This window comes from Escherichia sp. WS1450, assembly GCF_046487395.1.
Taxonomy (GTDB): domain Bacteria; phylum Pseudomonadota; class Gammaproteobacteria; order Enterobacterales; family Enterobacteriaceae; genus Escherichia; species Escherichia coli.
In genome coordinates this window covers 36,802-51,618 of the sequence record NZ_JBJQJO010000011.1, presented here as the reverse complement: position 1 = coordinate 51,618, position 14,817 = coordinate 36,802, and the positions used below count along the sequence as shown (strand labels likewise).

18 protein-coding genes and 2 pseudogenes are annotated in these 14,817 nt (G+C 49.5%); 4 read left to right on the top strand and 16 right to left on the bottom strand.

Annotated elements, in window-relative coordinates:
* Window positions 1-43 precede the first annotated feature (43 nt).
* The 7 genes and pseudogenes from ACJHYR_RS14910 to ACJHYR_RS14880 all read right to left on the bottom strand — a co-directional run bounded on the left by ACJHYR_RS14910 (window position 44) and on the right by ACJHYR_RS14880 (window position 3,310).
* Window positions 44-127: a protein YkiD gene (locus tag ACJHYR_RS14910; RefSeq protein ID WP_120795376.1), complete on the bottom strand. Its 84-nt coding sequence runs from the start codon at window positions 125-127 to the stop codon at window positions 44-46.
* A pseudogene (locus ACJHYR_RS14905) lies at window positions 124-468 on the bottom strand (DUF2773 domain-containing protein); the annotation flags it as partial. The pseudogene ACJHYR_RS14905 and the gene ACJHYR_RS14910, both read right to left, overlap by 4 nt.
* A 144-nt stretch (window positions 469-612) precedes the next feature.
* Window positions 613-897: a pyrimidine/purine nucleoside phosphorylase gene (ppnP, locus tag ACJHYR_RS14900; RefSeq protein WP_000941942.1), complete on the bottom strand. Its 285-nt coding sequence runs from the start codon at window positions 895-897 to the stop codon at window positions 613-615.
* A gap of 71 nt (window positions 898-968) precedes the next feature.
* A complete protein-coding gene (locus ACJHYR_RS14895; protein WP_001276421.1) occupies window positions 969-1,646 on the bottom strand; it encodes an AroM family protein in 678 nt (225 codons plus the stop codon).
* Between the two features lie 257 nt (window positions 1,647-1,903).
* On the bottom strand, window positions 1,904-2,095 hold the full coding sequence (gene yaiA, locus ACJHYR_RS14890) for a protein YaiA (protein ID WP_001142439.1): 192 nt from the start codon (window positions 2,093-2,095) through the stop codon (window positions 1,904-1,906).
* Between the two features lie 49 nt (window positions 2,096-2,144).
* A complete protein-coding gene (gene aroL, locus ACJHYR_RS14885) occupies window positions 2,145-2,669 on the bottom strand; it encodes a shikimate kinase AroL (RefSeq protein WP_000193393.1) in 525 nt (174 codons plus the stop codon).
* Window positions 2,670-2,851: 182 nt separating this feature from the next.
* The gene (locus ACJHYR_RS14880; protein ID WP_059327724.1) at window positions 2,852-3,310 is read right to left on the bottom strand and encodes a YaiI/YqxD family protein; all 459 of its coding nucleotides are present in this window, start codon (window positions 3,308-3,310) and stop codon (window positions 2,852-2,854) included.
* 119 nt (window positions 3,311-3,429) lie between these two features.
* On the opposite strand from ACJHYR_RS14880, the gene proC reads away from it, so the two are divergent.
* A complete protein-coding gene (proC, locus tag ACJHYR_RS14875; RefSeq protein ID WP_001304841.1) occupies window positions 3,430-4,239 on the top strand; it encodes a pyrroline-5-carboxylate reductase in 810 nt (269 codons plus the stop codon).
* A 16-nt stretch (window positions 4,240-4,255) separates the two neighbouring features.
* Here the strand turns inward: proC and adrA are convergent, their stop codons facing one another.
* From adrA to ACJHYR_RS14850, 5 genes and pseudogenes are all read right to left on the bottom strand, one after another.
* Window positions 4,256-5,371, bottom strand: a complete 1,116-nt coding sequence (adrA, locus tag ACJHYR_RS14870) for a diguanylate cyclase AdrA (RefSeq protein ID WP_000484048.1) — start codon at window positions 5,369-5,371, stop codon at window positions 4,256-4,258.
* 101 nt (window positions 5,372-5,472) lie between these two features.
* Window positions 5,473-5,793 (bottom strand): phosphate starvation-inducible protein PsiF, encoded by a 321-nt coding sequence (gene psiF / locus ACJHYR_RS14865; RefSeq protein WP_001295332.1) that lies wholly within the window; start codon window positions 5,791-5,793, stop codon window positions 5,473-5,475.
* Window positions 5,794-5,911: 118 nt separating this feature from the next.
* On the bottom strand, window positions 5,912-7,327 hold the full coding sequence (gene phoA / locus ACJHYR_RS14860) for an alkaline phosphatase (protein WP_000814390.1): 1,416 nt from the start codon (window positions 7,325-7,327) through the stop codon (window positions 5,912-5,914).
* Window positions 7,328-7,426: 99 nt separating this feature from the next.
* Complete coding sequence (gene iraP, locus ACJHYR_RS14855; RefSeq protein WP_000792975.1) at window positions 7,427-7,687, bottom strand: anti-adapter protein IraP; 261 nt, start codon at window positions 7,685-7,687, stop codon at window positions 7,427-7,429.
* Between the two features lie 181 nt (window positions 7,688-7,868).
* Window positions 7,869-8,071: pseudogene (locus ACJHYR_RS14850) on the bottom strand (hypothetical protein).
* A gap of 77 nt (window positions 8,072-8,148) precedes the next feature.
* Between ACJHYR_RS14850 and ddlA the strand changes: the two are divergent.
* Window positions 8,149-9,243, top strand: coding sequence for a D-alanine--D-alanine ligase (gene ddlA / locus ACJHYR_RS14845; RefSeq protein WP_000413677.1), 1,095 nt, complete (start codon window positions 8,149-8,151; stop codon window positions 9,241-9,243).
* Window positions 9,244-9,445: 202 nt separating this feature from the next.
* On the opposite strand, the gene ACJHYR_RS14840 is transcribed toward ddlA, so the two are convergent.
* Window positions 9,446-9,658: a DUF2754 domain-containing protein gene (locus tag ACJHYR_RS14840; RefSeq protein WP_001295334.1), complete on the bottom strand. Its 213-nt coding sequence runs from the start codon at window positions 9,656-9,658 to the stop codon at window positions 9,446-9,448.
* A 259-nt stretch (window positions 9,659-9,917) separates the two neighbouring features.
* On the opposite strand from ACJHYR_RS14840, the gene ACJHYR_RS14835 reads away from it, so the two are divergent.
* A complete protein-coding gene (locus ACJHYR_RS14835; RefSeq protein WP_000763151.1) occupies window positions 9,918-10,226 on the top strand; it encodes a YaiY family protein in 309 nt (102 codons plus the stop codon).
* Window positions 10,227-10,283: 57 nt separating this feature from the next.
* On the opposite strand, the gene yaiW is transcribed toward ACJHYR_RS14835, so the two are convergent.
* Window positions 10,284-11,378 carry a surface-exposed outer membrane lipoprotein YaiW gene (gene yaiW, locus ACJHYR_RS14830; protein WP_000092043.1) on the bottom strand — a complete coding sequence of 365 codons (1,095 nt, stop codon included), beginning with the start codon at window positions 11,376-11,378 and terminating at the stop codon, window positions 10,284-10,286.
* 12 nt (window positions 11,379-11,390) lie between these two features.
* A complete protein-coding gene (gene sbmA / locus ACJHYR_RS14825; protein WP_001304845.1) occupies window positions 11,391-12,611 on the bottom strand; it encodes a peptide antibiotic transporter SbmA in 1,221 nt (406 codons plus the stop codon).
* 351 nt (window positions 12,612-12,962) lie between these two features.
* Between sbmA and ampH the strand changes: the two genes are divergently transcribed.
* The gene (gene ampH / locus ACJHYR_RS14820) at window positions 12,963-14,120 is read left to right on the top strand and encodes a D-alanyl-D-alanine-carboxypeptidase/endopeptidase AmpH (protein ID WP_000830757.1); all 1,158 of its coding nucleotides are present in this window, start codon (window positions 12,963-12,965) and stop codon (window positions 14,118-14,120) included.
* On the opposite strand, the gene iprA is transcribed toward ampH, so the two are convergent.
* Window positions 14,121-14,744, bottom strand: coding sequence for a hydrogen peroxide resistance inhibitor IprA (gene iprA / locus ACJHYR_RS14815; RefSeq protein WP_001295817.1), 624 nt, complete (start codon window positions 14,742-14,744; stop codon window positions 14,121-14,123).
* Window positions 14,745-14,817 lie beyond the last annotated feature (73 nt).

Here is a 14,817-nt window from a genome sequence, read left to right as displayed (position 1 = left end):
TGCCGCGTCTTATCCGGCGTACGAAGCTACACCAGGCATATAATTATTCGCTACGGCGGGCAATAATTTTTAGCGCAGCAATATTATGCGTTTTACGCTGTAACTTGCTCCAGGGGCGTTGTGTCATTGTTTTTCCTCAAGCCGGTGACGCGCTTCACTGCGAATTTTCCGCGTTGCCCCGGTTTTCACTAAATCCCGTAACTGCGAAAGAGCGGGTTGATCGACAAATAAAAGTAATGATGGCTCCTCTTTTAGCCACACCGTTTTCACATCGGCAGCCAGCTGTGGATTATTAATAGCCAGCGACCGATCCTGAGGCTCAGTCAATGTCGTTAACAACGACGCCGAGGTATGTGCGTTGCGCAATGCCGTTTGGCGCAAATGATCATAGCGACTTTGCAGCAAAGCACGCCACCATTCATCATCTGATTTATCTTTTATCGTAACCAGTTCCGCAAAAATATCTGGAGATCTTCGCTGATATTTATATCCACCTTGATGAATTATGAATATATCGGAAATCGAAAAAATCGCAGCAAAGGAAATATTATTATGGGGTTATGAGAGGACATTTCAGAAAAATGCCCTCCCATTCAAGGGGAAGGCGAGGAATTACAGATAGCGGCACAGATAAGAGGTGGGTTCGGCAACTTGCAGATGAAACTCGCTGTGACCGGGAACATTAAACACCGAACCGGCTTCATACACTTGCCAGTCGGTCGCGTCAGGCAGTAACACATTCAGCGCGCCACTGATTACCGTCATCTCTTCAGGCTCAGCGGTGCTGAAGGTGTATTCACCTTCAACCATAACACCCACGCTGGCGCGACCAGTGCTGCTGCTGGAAAAGCCGATCGATTTCACTTTGCCTGAAAAGTACTCATTACTTTGAAGCATAAACTGGCCCTGTCTGGTAGTTGAACATCTACTTCACTATAGGGGCCAGAGGCGCTGGCTGTCACGCAAAATTACACCAGTAATTCCGCAGCCAGCCGTGCAATCAATACGTTAGAGAGCAAGACAGGAACATCAAGCTGTTTTTGCAGTAAATCGCGATGACGTTGGTGAAATCCTAAACAATCCAGCATGATGACATCAGCCCCTTTTGCCAGTAATTCTTTCCCGGCATCGATGATTTTTTGTTCTGAATCATGAATGGGGTTACCCAATGAAAATACCGGCGATTTCTGCAAAATTTGCCATTTTTGCGTCTGAACGGGCAGCATCTCCTCAACCGGAACGATAACCCCCACCTGATGATCTTCAACAATAGAAGAAACCAGCGGAGGCAATATTCGCGACGGCTCAAGAAAGATCGTATTACGCGCAGTCATACTACTAATGTTTGCTGTACTCATTAATAAAATGACGTCATAACCCTGATTATCGAGCACTTCAACCACACCTTGCAGGTCTCGTTCCACTTTACGACGCGAAACATGGGCCAGCTGGTTGTCATTTAATAATGTGAGAATTGTGTCTTCGCCTGCTTCTGGCGCGTACTCCGCCATCACTTCTTCGCGGCTTAACTTCCCCAGCAGGCTATGATGGGAAATATTATCTTCGTCAATGTATTCTGTCAGGAGCGGCAAAACTTCCTGCATAGGTACAATGCCGATGGTCAGGATCGCCAACGACGCACTCATTGTTCTTCCACCTTACTTTTATTTCGTCGTTAATTACCGGGCAAGCGCTAAGCACCACTGCTGACACTTACCTGTGCTACAAATGACAAAAAGCGTAGCAGCAGACCTGCACGGCATAATGTAAAGATTCCAAATGATTCCAGTAATGGATTGTTATTGTTTAATATTCTAATTATTTGAAAAACATGAATTGTGAAAAATGTGACGCAGATCCCTTGTGGTGGCACTCAGAATCCCTTCCGAGCAGTCTGATGCGGTCACTCTTTGTCAGGGTCCTCATAGCGTTTTTTCGCATCCATCGCTTCCTGAGCGGTCGGATGTTCACTGATCAACGAGTCTGGTTTAGGATGATCGGCTCTGAGTTGGTACCAGGTTACCGTCTGTCCTGGTTTTCCTTTTTCAATCGTCACTATATATGCTTCACGAGGATAAGGCGGTTTCGTTGGCATCGTTCTTCCTTATTTCACGGGATGAACGTTAAGTATAGGCGCTCGAAAATCAACAATTGATCGTCTGTGCCAGGGCACTGCGAATTTCAGAAATCACCTGGCTGGGTTCGTTTGTTGCGTCGATGATAATATGCGCAACTTCGCGATATAGCGCATCGCGTTCTTCCAGCACTTCCTGAACTTCTTCGCTCAGCGGTTTCCCCGTTAAGGTTGGCCGTAAATCTTCTTCCGGTGCAGCTTGCAGTCGGTTAACCAGGACTGATACTGGCGCACACAAATAAACCACGATCCCGTTATTTTGCATAAAGTGACGATTAAATTCCGTCAGAATAATGCCGCCGCCCGTAGCGATAACGGTGGATGGCGCAGTTACCGCTTCCAGCGCCGCCGTTTCTCTGGCGCGGAATCCCGCCCACTCTTCCCTTTCGACGATCTCCGCGACCGTCATATTGAGCTGTGATTGCAACCACTGGTCGGTATCGACAAATCGACGGTTAAGCGAATCGGCAAGGGCCATTCCGACCGTTGTTTTACCACAGCCCCGAGGCCCGATCAGAAAAAGAGGTTGTGTCATCGTGGGTTTTCCCCAATAGGTCGCAATGCGGCGAAAGCCGGTGTCATGAGAATAGCGATCATACCATCAAACTAGTACAATTTCGATTGTAAAGAAAAAATTCCACTTAAAGTGAAAATTTTAATACATCCCTTACTATACCAATAAATATTCAAGAATGAAGTGTAAATAATAAATTACATTCAGCCACGACTACGTTGCACTTCCAGCCACCACTTCTCCAGCTCCGCGGCAAAGGCCTGGCGGTCACGTTGTGAAAGACTATCTGGTCCCCCGGTCTGGATCCCACTGGCGCGTAAGGTATCCATAAAATCGCGCATCGTCAGACGCTCACGAATGGTCGCTGGAGTGTAACGTTCGCCGCGTGGATTAAGCGCCGCCGCGCCTTTCTCGATGGCTTCAGCAGCCAAAGGAATATCTGCGGTGATCACCAAATCGCCCGCTTCACACTGCCGGACAATTTCGTTATCGGCAACGTCGAAACCTGCCGCGACGCGCAGCGTACGAATAAATCGCGATGGCGGCACGCGTAAACTCTGGTTTGCTACCAGTACCAGCGGCAACTGCATACGTTCAGCCGCGCGATACAAAATCTCTTTAATTACATTGGAACACGCGTCGGCATCCACCCAAATTGTCATAAAGTCATCCTTTGTTGGGTAATCCTCTATTGTGTCGCGCTTTTGCCTTCCGGCATAGTTCTGTTTATGCTTCTGCCAGCGATTATCAAAACAATGAATTTCACGGCAGGAGTGAGGCAATGGAAAAGAAAATCGGTTTTATTGGCTGCGGCAATATGGGAAAAGCCATTCTCGGCGGTCTGATTGCCAGCGGTCAGGTGCTTCCAGGGCAAATCTGGGTATATACCCCCTCCCCGGATAAAGTCGCCGCCCTGCATGACCAGTTCGGCATCAACGCCGCAGAATCGGCGCAAGAAGTGGCGCAAATCGCCGACATCATTTTTGCCGCCGTTAAACCTGGCATCATGATTAAAGTGCTTAGCGAAATCACCTCCAGCCTGAATAAAGACTCTCTGGTCGTTTCTATTGCTGCAGGTATCACACTCGACCAGCTTGCCCGCGCGCTGGGCCATGACCGGAAAATTATCCGCGCCATGCCGAACACTCCCGCGCTGGTTAATGCCGGGATGACCTCCGTAACGCCAAACGCGCTGGTAACCCCAGAAGATACCGCTGATGTGCTGAATATTTTCCGCTGCTTTGGCGAAGCGGAAGTAATTGCCGAGCCGATGATCCACCCGGTGGTCGGTGTGAGCGGTTCTTCGCCAGCCTACGTCTTTATGTTTATCGAAGCGATGGCCGACGCTGCCGTGCTGGGCGGGATGCCACGCGCCCAGGCGTATAAATTTGCCGCTCAGGCGGTAATGGGTTCCGCAAAAATGGTGCTGGAAACGGGAGAACATCCGGGGGCACTGAAAGATATGGTCTGCTCACCGGGAGGCACCACCATTGAGGCGGTACGCGTACTGGAAGAGAAAGGCTTCCGTGCCGCAGTGATCGAAGCGATGACGAAGTGTATGGAAAAATCAGAAAAACTCAGTAAATCCTGATGACTTTTGCCGGACGTCAGGCCGCCACTTCGGTGCGGTTACGTCCGGCTTTCTTTGCTTTGTAAAGCGCCAAATCTGCCGATTTCAACCACTCACGATAGTGACTCATTTGTGGGTTCAGCGGCGCAACCCCCACACTAATCCGTAAAGTTACCTGTGGCGTATTCGGCAGACGTAATGTATTTAGCCCTTCATGCACTCGTAACATGGCGGTAATGGCGCTCTCAGCTGGCGTACCGGACATGATTACCGCAAACTCATCGCCGCCAAACCGACCAATCACATCGCTACCGCGCAGGGTTATTTGTAATTGTCGGGTAAGCGCCACAATCGCTTCATCGCCCACATCATGGCCCCAGGTATCGTTGATGCTCTTGAAATGGTCGATATCGATAATCAGTAATGTCGCATCGCGGTTATGCCGCCGACAGTTATCAAATTCATTGCGTAACATAGTTTCCCAATGACGTCGGTTATACACGCCCGTCATACCGTCGCGGGTACTCATGACCTGCAACCTGCGTTTATGTTCCGCCAGTTTAGTCGCCGTCTGGTAGCTGACCCAGCCAAACAGCAGAGGATAAATGACGATAATGGGAAGGGAGAGCCACCATTCCAGCGGCGCACTATTGAACGACACGGTGATGCCCGTCAGTTCAAGGGTGACAAGACAGGAAACCACCATCAACACCAGACCCGCGACAAACAGACGGGGGCCGCCTGCCCCCATCAAATTCAGACACATAATCATCAACATCGCGGTGGAAGGCAGCACGTTTACGCCCATTACGCCTACCCACATTCCCGCTAATACTGCATCGGTTTTTAAGTTGTAAATTTCCCGGCTAAGCGGATCGACGGCCCTGCTCGCTATCTGCCAGGCTAAATGCGGCCAGACGAACGCCCAGCCGACCAACACCAGCCACCACCAGCCCGGCGGCGGGTGCGAAACCAGCGTTGAAGCAATCGGTAAGAACATACCAGCCAGGCCAACCGCGCGGGGTAGTCTGACGCGACGGGCGAAGCGCAGCCCGGACCGCTGATGTTCGTTTTGAGGAGTTAAAGGAGGTTCCTCCCCATGCGCCGCCGCTTTTTTGAAAAAGTTTTCATCATTCATTATTTTTGGGAACATTCAGAAACAATTTTCCCAAATTATAGAGACGGGGCTAAAGGCAGAAGTATGAAATTTCGGGTGAGCCATTTTCGTAGCTCACCCGTTAGCACTATCAGGTATCAGGCGGCTTTCTTGAGGCAGGCGCTCATAAACTTATTACGATCATCACCTTTCAGAGATTGTTGCGTTGCTTGATTATTACATTCGCGCATCTTTTGCTGCTGTGGCGTCAAACTTTTTTCACCAGGCGCAGACTTGCTGTTCTTCAGGCAATCACTCATGTAGGTCTTACGAGCATCCCCTTTCAACGCCTGCGCCGTCGCCTGCTGATTACAGGAGGTCATACGCTGTTGTTGCGGGGTTAAGGTTCTCTCGGCAGCGCCGACGGTGGTTAAAAAAACCAGACCGAAAAGCAAGGTAACCAGTAATGTTATTTTCATAGCACCATCCCTCTTCATGTTTTAACCATGAGCATATGCGCCCGTGATCTGCCATTAAGTCTGGTTGCTAACAGCAAAAAAACCACCCGACAGCGAAAATTCACTGCCGGGCGCGGTTTTATTTCAGCCCCAGGGCGGCTTTCATGGTGTAGAAGAGATCGGTCTGGTCGGTCAGTCCAACGACATTGGCGGCATGTGGGCCATACGCAGCAATACGCAGCTGACTACCGGTATGTTCTTGTGAATCCTCTTCAGAGTTCCCGTAACTCATCACCATCACTGCGCCATCTTTGGTATTTAGCGCCTGGGTGAGGCCCGGCGCTTTGGTGTCCGGCGCAACAATCTGGCTGGCGTGGGCGTGATCAGCGGTGACTATGACCAGCGTGTTGCCATCCTTTTTAGCGAATTCCAGCGCACGTTGTACGGCTTCATCGAGATCGACCGTCTCGCCAATTTGCCCACAAGGATTCGCAGCGTGATCCTGTTTATCGATTGATGCACCTTCAACTTGCAGGAAAAAACCTTTCTCATTTTTACTCAACAATTCAATGGCTTTGTCGGTCATCTGCGCCAGGGTCGGTACGCTGTCATTACGTTGCGGATTAGGCGTACAGGTAACTGCGGGCTTGTCGATATTGCCGTGGTACGTTGCTTTCGGTCCTAGCCAGCGCACTGGCATATTGCCGTCAGCAAACAGTCCTAGCAGGGGTTTTTGCTGGTTCGCTTCCGTCACCGCATTTAGCGAGGCAGCATCACTCACCAACTGATAACCACGCGCCTGTGCCTGTTCACGCAGCGTTTTTCCCTGCCATTCGCCGACGGTTGCCGTTTCAGCAAAGGTTTTTGCGCCGCCGCCAAGCGTAACATCGGCACGAGCGTTAAGCAGCTGTTCGGTAATCGATCCTTTCCCGCCTTTTTCCAGAGCGTTACCCGGACATTTTTCACTGGTCGCGCTCGGACCGTAGCATTTGCGCGAGGTCACATGCGCCACCAGCGCGGCGGGCGTGGCATCCTGCAACTCTGCGGTAGAAACGTTACCGGTCGCCAGACCTGCGGCTTTTGCCATTTCCAGAATCGTTGGGTGATCTTTTTCGTGAATATCGACGCCCAGCGCACCGTTATAGGTTTTGACACCGGTTGACCAGGCGGTTGCTGATGCAGCCGAGTCGGTAACGTAGTCCGGTTTGCCGGTTTTTTTATTCAGCGCATAGTGTGTGTATTGTCCGGTAAGCGGTAAGGCATCGATACCTTTAAAAAAGCCGCCCGCACCTTCGGCATAATTGCGTGCAGCAGTAATTTCCGAGTCCCCCATCCCATCGCCAATCAGCAAAATAATATTTTTTGCAGGTTTATCGCTAAGAGAATCACGCAGAGCAGCGGTCTGATCACCCGTTAAGCGGCGAGCACCGCCGGGTGCAGTAATATCGCCCTGAGCAGCCCGGTTTTCCAGAACAGGCATTTCTGGTGTCCGGGCTTTTGTCACAGGGGAAAACAGTAACGGTAAGAGTGCCAGTGCAATAGTGCTTTGTTTCACTTTATTTTCTCCATGTACAAATACATTAAAAATAAAAACAAAGCGACTATAAGTCTCGGCCGTGACAGCTTTATGACAGCTGTTGAAAAGATTAACTTTTTACTGACGAGGATGCTTCAATAACTTCTTTACATAATTGCGCAGCAGCTCCGTATCGTCGTCAGGAATGCTGGCATCGGGCTTTACCTCGTACAGCGCCCCCTCTACCTGATCAATCAACCTTTGTTGGTCATTTTGCGCCATATTGCGAAGCATTGCAGTGACGATAATCTCCAAAGCTTCTACCTGCGCGCACAGTTCTTTCGACTCTTCTTCTTTTTGGGCAAGCTTAAATAACAACTCAGCAATGAGATTTTTCATGTCTGTATTTCCTTATCCAAAGTATGGAGAAGTTAACATTATGTTTCACAACTTCATAGTGTCTGGAAGTATTATTTTTATGACAAAGGAAATACTTTGCGCAAATATTTTTTGTTTGATTACCAGCGAAACGTTTCTCTTATTTTAATAATTACCCACACAAAATATAGGCTTTTAATTATCAACCTTTATTATAAATAAAAGTTATGAAATATATTCTCTTCGTTAACTTATAATTAAGAGAAAAAACTCACTGCATGGCCATACAAGCCAGGAATAAATTAGCTTCCCGTTCATCATTTTTGTGATCTTGCGCACATCATTGAGATAACGCACTTTCTTCACCAGTACGTTGCACGCTTTGTCAGCAGAAGATTGCAACATTCTGTCAGAAGGCCGCGAATCCCCCGTTTTGTCGTGGTAATGTATGCACTTTGTGTTAGACGGGATAGGTTTTTAAGATGGAAAAACTGCGGGTAGGAATCGTTTTTGGTGGTAAATCAGCGGAACATGAAGTGTCTCTGCAATCGGCAAAAAACATTGTCGATGCCATTGATAAAAGTCGCTTCGACGTTGTGCTGCTGGGCATTGATAAACAAGGGCAATGGCACGTCAGCGATGCCAGCAATTATCTGCTAAATGCAGACGATCCTGCCCATATTGCATTGCGCCCTTCGGCGACCAGTCTTGCGCAGGTGCCTGGTAAACATGAACATCAGCTTATCGACGCGCAAAACGGTCAGCCGTTGCCGACGGTGGATGTCATTTTCCCGATTGTCCACGGTACGCTGGGCGAAGATGGTTCTTTGCAGGGAATGCTGCGGGTCGCCAATTTACCGTTTGTAGGTTCTGATGTTCTGGCTTCAGCGGCCTGTATGGATAAAGATGTCACCAAACGTCTGCTGCGCGATGCCGGGCTGAACATTGCGCCATTTATTACCCTGACGCGCGCTAATCGTCACAACATCAGTTTTGCCGAAGTGGAGTCTAAACTGGGGTTACCGCTGTTTGTAAAACCGGCTAATCAGGGCTCTTCTGTTGGTGTCAGCAAAGTAACCAGTGAAGAACAGTACGCAATTGCCGTCGATCTGGCGTTCGAGTTCGACCATAAAGTGATCGTTGAGCAAGGGATCAAAGGTCGTGAGATCGAATGCGCAGTTCTGGGCAACGACAATCCGCAAGCCAGCACCTGTGGCGAGATCGTACTCACCAGCGATTTCTATGCCTACGACACCAAGTACATTGATGAAGATGGCGCGAAAGTGGTAGTTCCGGCAGCCATTGCGCCAGAAATCAACGATAAGATCCGGGCGATTGCCGTTCAGGCTTATCAGACGTTGGGATGCGCAGGCATGGCGCGTGTAGACGTGTTTTTAACCCCAGAGAACGAAGTGGTGATCAACGAGATCAACACACTGCCTGGCTTCACCAACATCAGTATGTATCCGAAGCTGTGGCAAGCCAGCGGTCTGGGTTACACCGACCTGATCACCCGTTTGATTGAACTGGCGCTGGAGCGTCACGCTGCGGATAACGCATTGAAAACCACAATGTAATTTTTAAATGCCTGATAACTTTTATTGGGCATTTAAGACTGATGGAAAAAGTAAGATTGCCTGATGCGCTTTGCTTATCAGGCCTACCAGATAATTGCAATATACTGATTTTGCATGATTTTGTAGGCAGGGTAAGGCGTTCGCGCCGCATCCGGCAAAAACAACGAGCACTTTGTCAGCCCCCAGAACGCCCAATCCTCTGTTATTGGGCGTTTTCAGTTTCTTCATCGCGACGACGAATAATCAGCCCCGCCAGCCAGAAACTAATCACCCACGTCACCAGACCGACGGCATAGGTCTGCCAACCTTTTGCTTCAAATCCCAGTAAACCCACCACGCCATTAAGAATGAATATAAGGCCAATGGCGAACGCATAGTAGTGCCAGTCACGGCGGATTTTTACAGGCAAGTTCATGGCAGCTCCGTTAACGAAAAACAACATCCTTGCATATTCTGCAACAACCGTCTGTGGCGTAGACAACACTTCCGTAATTGTTAATAAATTTAACTTAAGGTTATCATTTTGTGACTCACGACGAAGATTCACGCTTCGGGAATATTCCCAACATCAATTTACCATGATTCTGATATTGACAATCTAAATGTCCTGTCAGACTTGCCATAAGCCGCTGGTATCACACCAGAAGAGAAGCAGATGACTTCCGGAGGTTTTTATGGCTGATTTCACCCTGTCAAAATCGCTGTTTAGCGGAAAATATCGCAATGCCTCTTCAACGCCTGGCAATATTGCCTATGCGTTGTTTGTGCTGTTTTGCTTTTGGGCTGGGGCGCAATTGCTGAACCTGTTAGTGCATGCGCCCGGCGTCTATGAGCGTTTAATGCAGGTCCAGGAAACAGGTCGCCCACGGGTGGAAATTGGTTTAGGTGTCGGCACCATTTTCGGGCTGATCCCGTTTTTAGTAGGCTGCCTCATTTTTGCAGTAGTGGCGCTATGGCTGCACTGGCGACATCGTCGCCAGTAAGATTTACTTGCCAGATAGGGCCTAAAACGCCTTATCTGGCATGACATTCCTGTTTGATCACTGTTTCATACAACGCGCCCGCCGTTCGTCTACGCGCTTCGCAAACCAGGCCGTAGTCAGGTTGCGGGTGATTTTCGGGCTTTCCAGTTGAATGCCAGGCAACATTTCGCGGGGTAGTGATTTCCCCGTTTTCGCTTCGGCAAGTTGATAAACTTTCTTGTACAGCGCCGTCTCCTCAAAAGAGAAGCTGTCGCCTTTCTCTAACTGGCGGCGAATTTCACTGTCGCTCATCCCCAGTTTTCCCGCCAGTTTGCGCGTTGCCAGTTCGGTTTTCCCGGGCTCTTTACTGTCGTAACGAATTAAATCACCGTCCAGTGCCAGCTTCACGCCGCTGGCCTTACTGACCGCGTTCTGAAACGCGGCATTACGGCTGGCGTACCAGCCAGCGTTAAAATCAGCAAAACGGTATATCGGCGCGCTATAGCTGGCGGGATAATTCAGTAAATGGTAAGTACCAAACCACAACCCGCCGCGACGACTGAAGACTTCCTGACGGACTGTACCGTCCATTTTCCACGGATACCCTTTGGTATGCTGTTCGGCAAAAGCAATGCTGACCTGCATCGGCCCACCGGTGCGCACCGGATTAAGCGAACCAAACAACGTCTGCCCCATTGGCACCATGCTGATCAGATCGTCAAAAATCGCGCTCAATTGCTTTTCTGTACGCACCGAATCTAACCGCTCGCTATAGCTTTTGCCGTTTGGCGATTTGATTTTTAGCGCGGTATGCACCAGAAAAGCAGGAATGTGCATCCGTTCAGCACGACGGTCAATCTCTTGCCAGGCGATCTTGCTTAAGCCCGGAACGGCCGGATCTGCCTGATAATTTGACTCCTGCTGCGCCACCGCCAGCACCGAGCAGACGTTTTCCAGCGTCGGTGCCAGCCCCTGACTTTCAAACGTGGTGGCGAGATCTTTCGCCCAGGCATCGCGGTCTTTCACGCTCGCAGGCATCTTCTGCCGCACGACGCTCGCCACATCTATCGCTTTTTCGCCCTTTTTCAACGGTTGCGGAGCCTGACTACTACACCCCGCTAAAACCAGAACCGCCAACAATGACAGCGAAGATAGATGATTGACGCGCGACATTACTTCTCCTTTTTAGCTCAAGGTATGGGTTACTTCCTGAATTTTGTCACCATCCAGCTCATGTTCAAAGCTGCGCAGACGTTTGTAGATAGACATCAACTCAACCAGTGTGGTCCATGAGTTAATCAGGTACTGGAAAGCTCCGCGAACCTGACCAAAAACGTTGGTAATCTGCGTCATCAGGCCGAGCGTAATCGTACCGGCAACAATTGACGGAAACAGCAAGAACAAACCGAAAACGTTATCGACCTGCAAATAGAGAATGCGGGCGATGTTGAAATACATATAGTGAAAATAGAGGCGGAAATAGTTTTTCCGTACGGCGCTAAACAGCTCGCGTACCGTAGGCGGCGTCGCGCGCGTGGCATCGTCTTCACCATAAACCAGCTCTTTACGGTAGGCAGCCTCTACACGCTGGTTTTTAAACTCCAGCCCCGGCAGTTTGATCCCTACCACTGCCAGCAATCCGGTCCCCATCAGCGACCAGACGATAGCGGCAATCACCAGGCCATACGGAATGTGCCCGACAATCGGCAGCTCCGGCACATGCGCGGAGAGCGTTACCAGCACCGGCAGGAAGGCGATCAACGTCATGATAGCGTTGATAAAGCTGACGCCCATATTCTCCAGCGTTGAAGCAAAACGCATGGTGTCTTCCTGCACACGCTGTGCGGCACCTTCGATATGACGCAGTTGTTGCCAGTTCGCCATGTAATATTCGTTCATCGCTGTACGCCAGCGGAACACGTAGTGACTGACAAAGAAGTTGTTCAGCACACTGATCACCACCGCGATCAGCGCAATCCCCAGAAAGACGCCCACTTCGCGGTAAAATTGTTCGATGGTGACTTTATGCGGCGAACTTAGCGCGGTTTGAATCAGATCATAGAACGGCGCATACCAGGCGTTGACGGCGACCCCGACTTCCACCAAAAACCAGGTGACGAAGATGATCAGTGCAGTACCGAGTATTGACCAGTATTGCCAACGATGCGGGCTGTAGATAAACCAGAACAATGCAAAAAGTCCTACACAAACAATGTAGTAAGCGTAAAAAATCAGAAAATCCAACGACCAGAAACGCGCGGCGCTAATCGGGATTTGCCCGGAAGCTCCGGTGATACGCGCCACCCAGTCACCCCCACCTGCTTGCCAGAAGATAACGGCAATCAATGCCCAAACAAAGGCCGAGAGAAAAAACGTTCCCGGCTTTGGGAAAAAAGACTTAAACATATGCACTCCTGCTAACTTCTTATCGTTTTAACAACTGCTGTGTATTAACCGCATGACCGCTACAAAGAGTCAGCCAAATGAAACCGCCCATTGTGACCCATAGCAAGGCGCTTAGTTCGCCAGCCTGAGCATAAGAATTGTTTCGACGGATTTCACAAACCAAAGATTGTTTACATAAGCGGATTAACACGCGCAGGATCACAAATGCAGGCATTGGTGAGCAGGAAAAAGATCGTGTTTACGCGCCGTTACGTTTTTAACACTATTATTGCACTAATTCGCCCTTTGCAATCCATCAATGAGTAGTATAAATACGCTCAGTTACCTTCATTCAATCTATGGACACCACCGTTGAAACGTAGTCTGCTTTTTTCTGCCGTGCTGTGTGCGGCGTCATTGACCTCCGTCCATGCGGCGCAGCCGATCACTGAACCGGAGTTTGCCTCTGATATTGTCGATCGTTATGCCGATTATATTTTTTACGGCAGCGGTGCCACGGGGATGGCGCTGGTAGTTATCGACGGTAACCAGCGCGTCTTTCGTAGTTATGGCGAAACGCGACCTGGTAATAACGTTCGCCCGCAGCTGGATTCGGTCATACGTATTGCTTCCCTCACCAAGTTAATGACCAGTGAGATGCTGGTGAAATTGCTCGATCAGGGGACCGTGAAGTTAAACGATCCGCTAAGTAAATATGCTCCGCCAGGCGCACGCGTACCGACCTACAATGGGACGCCCATTACGCTAGTGAATCTGGCAACCCATACCAGCGCCCTGCCCCGTGAACAGCCCGGTGGCGCGGCACATCGTCCGGTATTTGTCTGGCCAACGCGCGAGCAACGCTGGAAATACCTTTCCACTGCCAAACTAAAAGCCGCGCCGGGCAGCCAGGCCGCGTACTCCAACCTTGCGTTCGACCTGCTGGCAGATGCACTGGCGAATGCGTCCGGCAAGCCTTATACCCAGTTGTTTGAAGAGCAGATTACCCGCCCATTGGGGATGAAAGACACCACCTACACCCCCTCGCCGGACCAGTGCCGCCGTTTAATGGTTGCTGAGCGTGGTGCCAGTCCGTGCAATAACACGCTGGCGGCAATTGGCAGCGGCGGAGTCTATTCCACGCCTGGCGATATGATGCGCTGGATGCAGCAGTATTTGTCATCTGATTTTTATCAGCGCAGTAACCAGGCAGATCGCATGCAGACGTTGATTTATCAGCGCGCGCAGTTTACGAAAGTGATTGGCATGGATGTCCCCGGCAAAGCGGACGCGCTTGGTTTAGGCTGGGTATATATGGCCCCGAAAGAGGGTCGTCCAGGGATTATTCAGAAGACAGGTGGTGGTGGCGGTTTCATTACCTATATGGCGATGATCCCGCAGAAGAACATTGGCGCATTTGTGGTGGTCACTCGTTCGCCATTGACGCGCTTTAAAAATATGAGCGATGGCATCAATGACCTGGTGACCGAACTGAGCGGGAATAAACCGTTGGTCATCCCCGCATCCTGATTAATACTCTGAAGGCAAACGGTTGATAGCGACCAGTTTGCCTTTATTCATTTCGATATAGCCGCCTTTACGTAAAGCAGCGAGAACTTCTGCGACGACAGAACGCGATATGCGTGTACGTTGATGGATGTAATTCATCACACCAATACGTGAGCGTAATTCTTCATTCCAGTCAATCATTGATAATAACGTTGCGCGGATTTGTTCGTAGGAATTATGCCCAATGAGCTGTACGTCACGTAATTCCAGAATTCTATTTTGCCAGGCTAACCAATAAAAAGCGTCTCGCCAGAGTTGATTTTGTTCAATAAGGGTAATGGTTTGTTTGGCTGGTAGATGATATCCCGTACAATTTCCTTCTGATATTAATTTGTATGGTATATCGTTTTTCATTAAACCATCAGCCAGTCCCATAATATAAGGAGCCTGGGTAATACCGATAAGAACGTTTTCTTCTCTACGCAGAGAGATAACGCCCTCTAAAATAACGAAAGTATCTTCGCTATTGACATCACTTGAAAATATAACTTGCTTTTCATTATTAAACTCGAAGCGCGTGCCATATCTGGACAAACATTTATCGAGCTTACCAAATTCCTGAAGAGGTTTAACTACAGATAACATTTGCGCGTCCTTTGCAGTAATGCCCGTCAAATCCTTGACGGGCATTATTTAGATTAAATAACCTATTTCTTCA

Coding starts and splice junctions, on each gene's coding strand:
- ACJHYR_RS14910 (WP_120795376.1), bottom strand. CDS start 127: ATGACACAACGCCCCTGGAGCAAGTTACAGCGTAAAACGCATAATATT.
- ppnP (WP_000941942.1), bottom strand. CDS start 897: ATGCTTCAAAGTAATGAGTACTTTTCAGGCAAAGTGAAATCGATCGGC.
- ACJHYR_RS14895 (WP_001276421.1), bottom strand. CDS start 1,646: ATGAGTGCGTCGTTGGCGATCCTGACCATCGGCATTGTACCTATGCAG.
- yaiA (WP_001142439.1), bottom strand. CDS start 2,095: ATGCCAACGAAACCGCCTTATCCTCGTGAAGCATATATAGTGACGATT.
- aroL (WP_000193393.1), bottom strand. CDS start 2,669: ATGACACAACCTCTTTTTCTGATCGGGCCTCGGGGCTGTGGTAAAACA.
- ACJHYR_RS14880 (WP_059327724.1), bottom strand. CDS start 3,310: ATGACAATTTGGGTGGATGCCGACGCGTGTTCCAATGTAATTAAAGAG.
- proC (WP_001304841.1), top strand. CDS start 3,430: ATGGAAAAGAAAATCGGTTTTATTGGCTGCGGCAATATGGGAAAAGCC.
- adrA (WP_000484048.1), bottom strand. CDS start 5,371: ATGTTCCCAAAAATAATGAATGATGAAAACTTTTTCAAAAAAGCGGCG.
- psiF (WP_001295332.1), bottom strand. CDS start 5,793: ATGAAAATAACATTACTGGTTACCTTGCTTTTCGGTCTGGTTTTTTTA.
- iraP (WP_000792975.1), bottom strand. CDS start 7,687: ATGAAAAATCTCATTGCTGAGTTGTTATTTAAGCTTGCCCAAAAAGAA.
- ddlA (WP_000413677.1), top strand. CDS start 8,149: ATGGAAAAACTGCGGGTAGGAATCGTTTTTGGTGGTAAATCAGCGGAA.
- ACJHYR_RS14840 (WP_001295334.1), bottom strand. CDS start 9,658: ATGAACTTGCCTGTAAAAATCCGCCGTGACTGGCACTACTATGCGTTC.
- ACJHYR_RS14835 (WP_000763151.1), top strand. CDS start 9,918: ATGGCTGATTTCACCCTGTCAAAATCGCTGTTTAGCGGAAAATATCGC.
- yaiW (WP_000092043.1), bottom strand. CDS start 11,378: ATGTCGCGCGTCAATCATCTATCTTCGCTGTCATTGTTGGCGGTTCTG.
- sbmA (WP_001304845.1), bottom strand. CDS start 12,611: ATGTTTAAGTCTTTTTTCCCAAAGCCGGGAACGTTTTTTCTCTCGGCC.
- iprA (WP_001295817.1), bottom strand. CDS start 14,744: ATGTTATCTGTAGTTAAACCTCTTCAGGAATTTGGTAAGCTCGATAAA.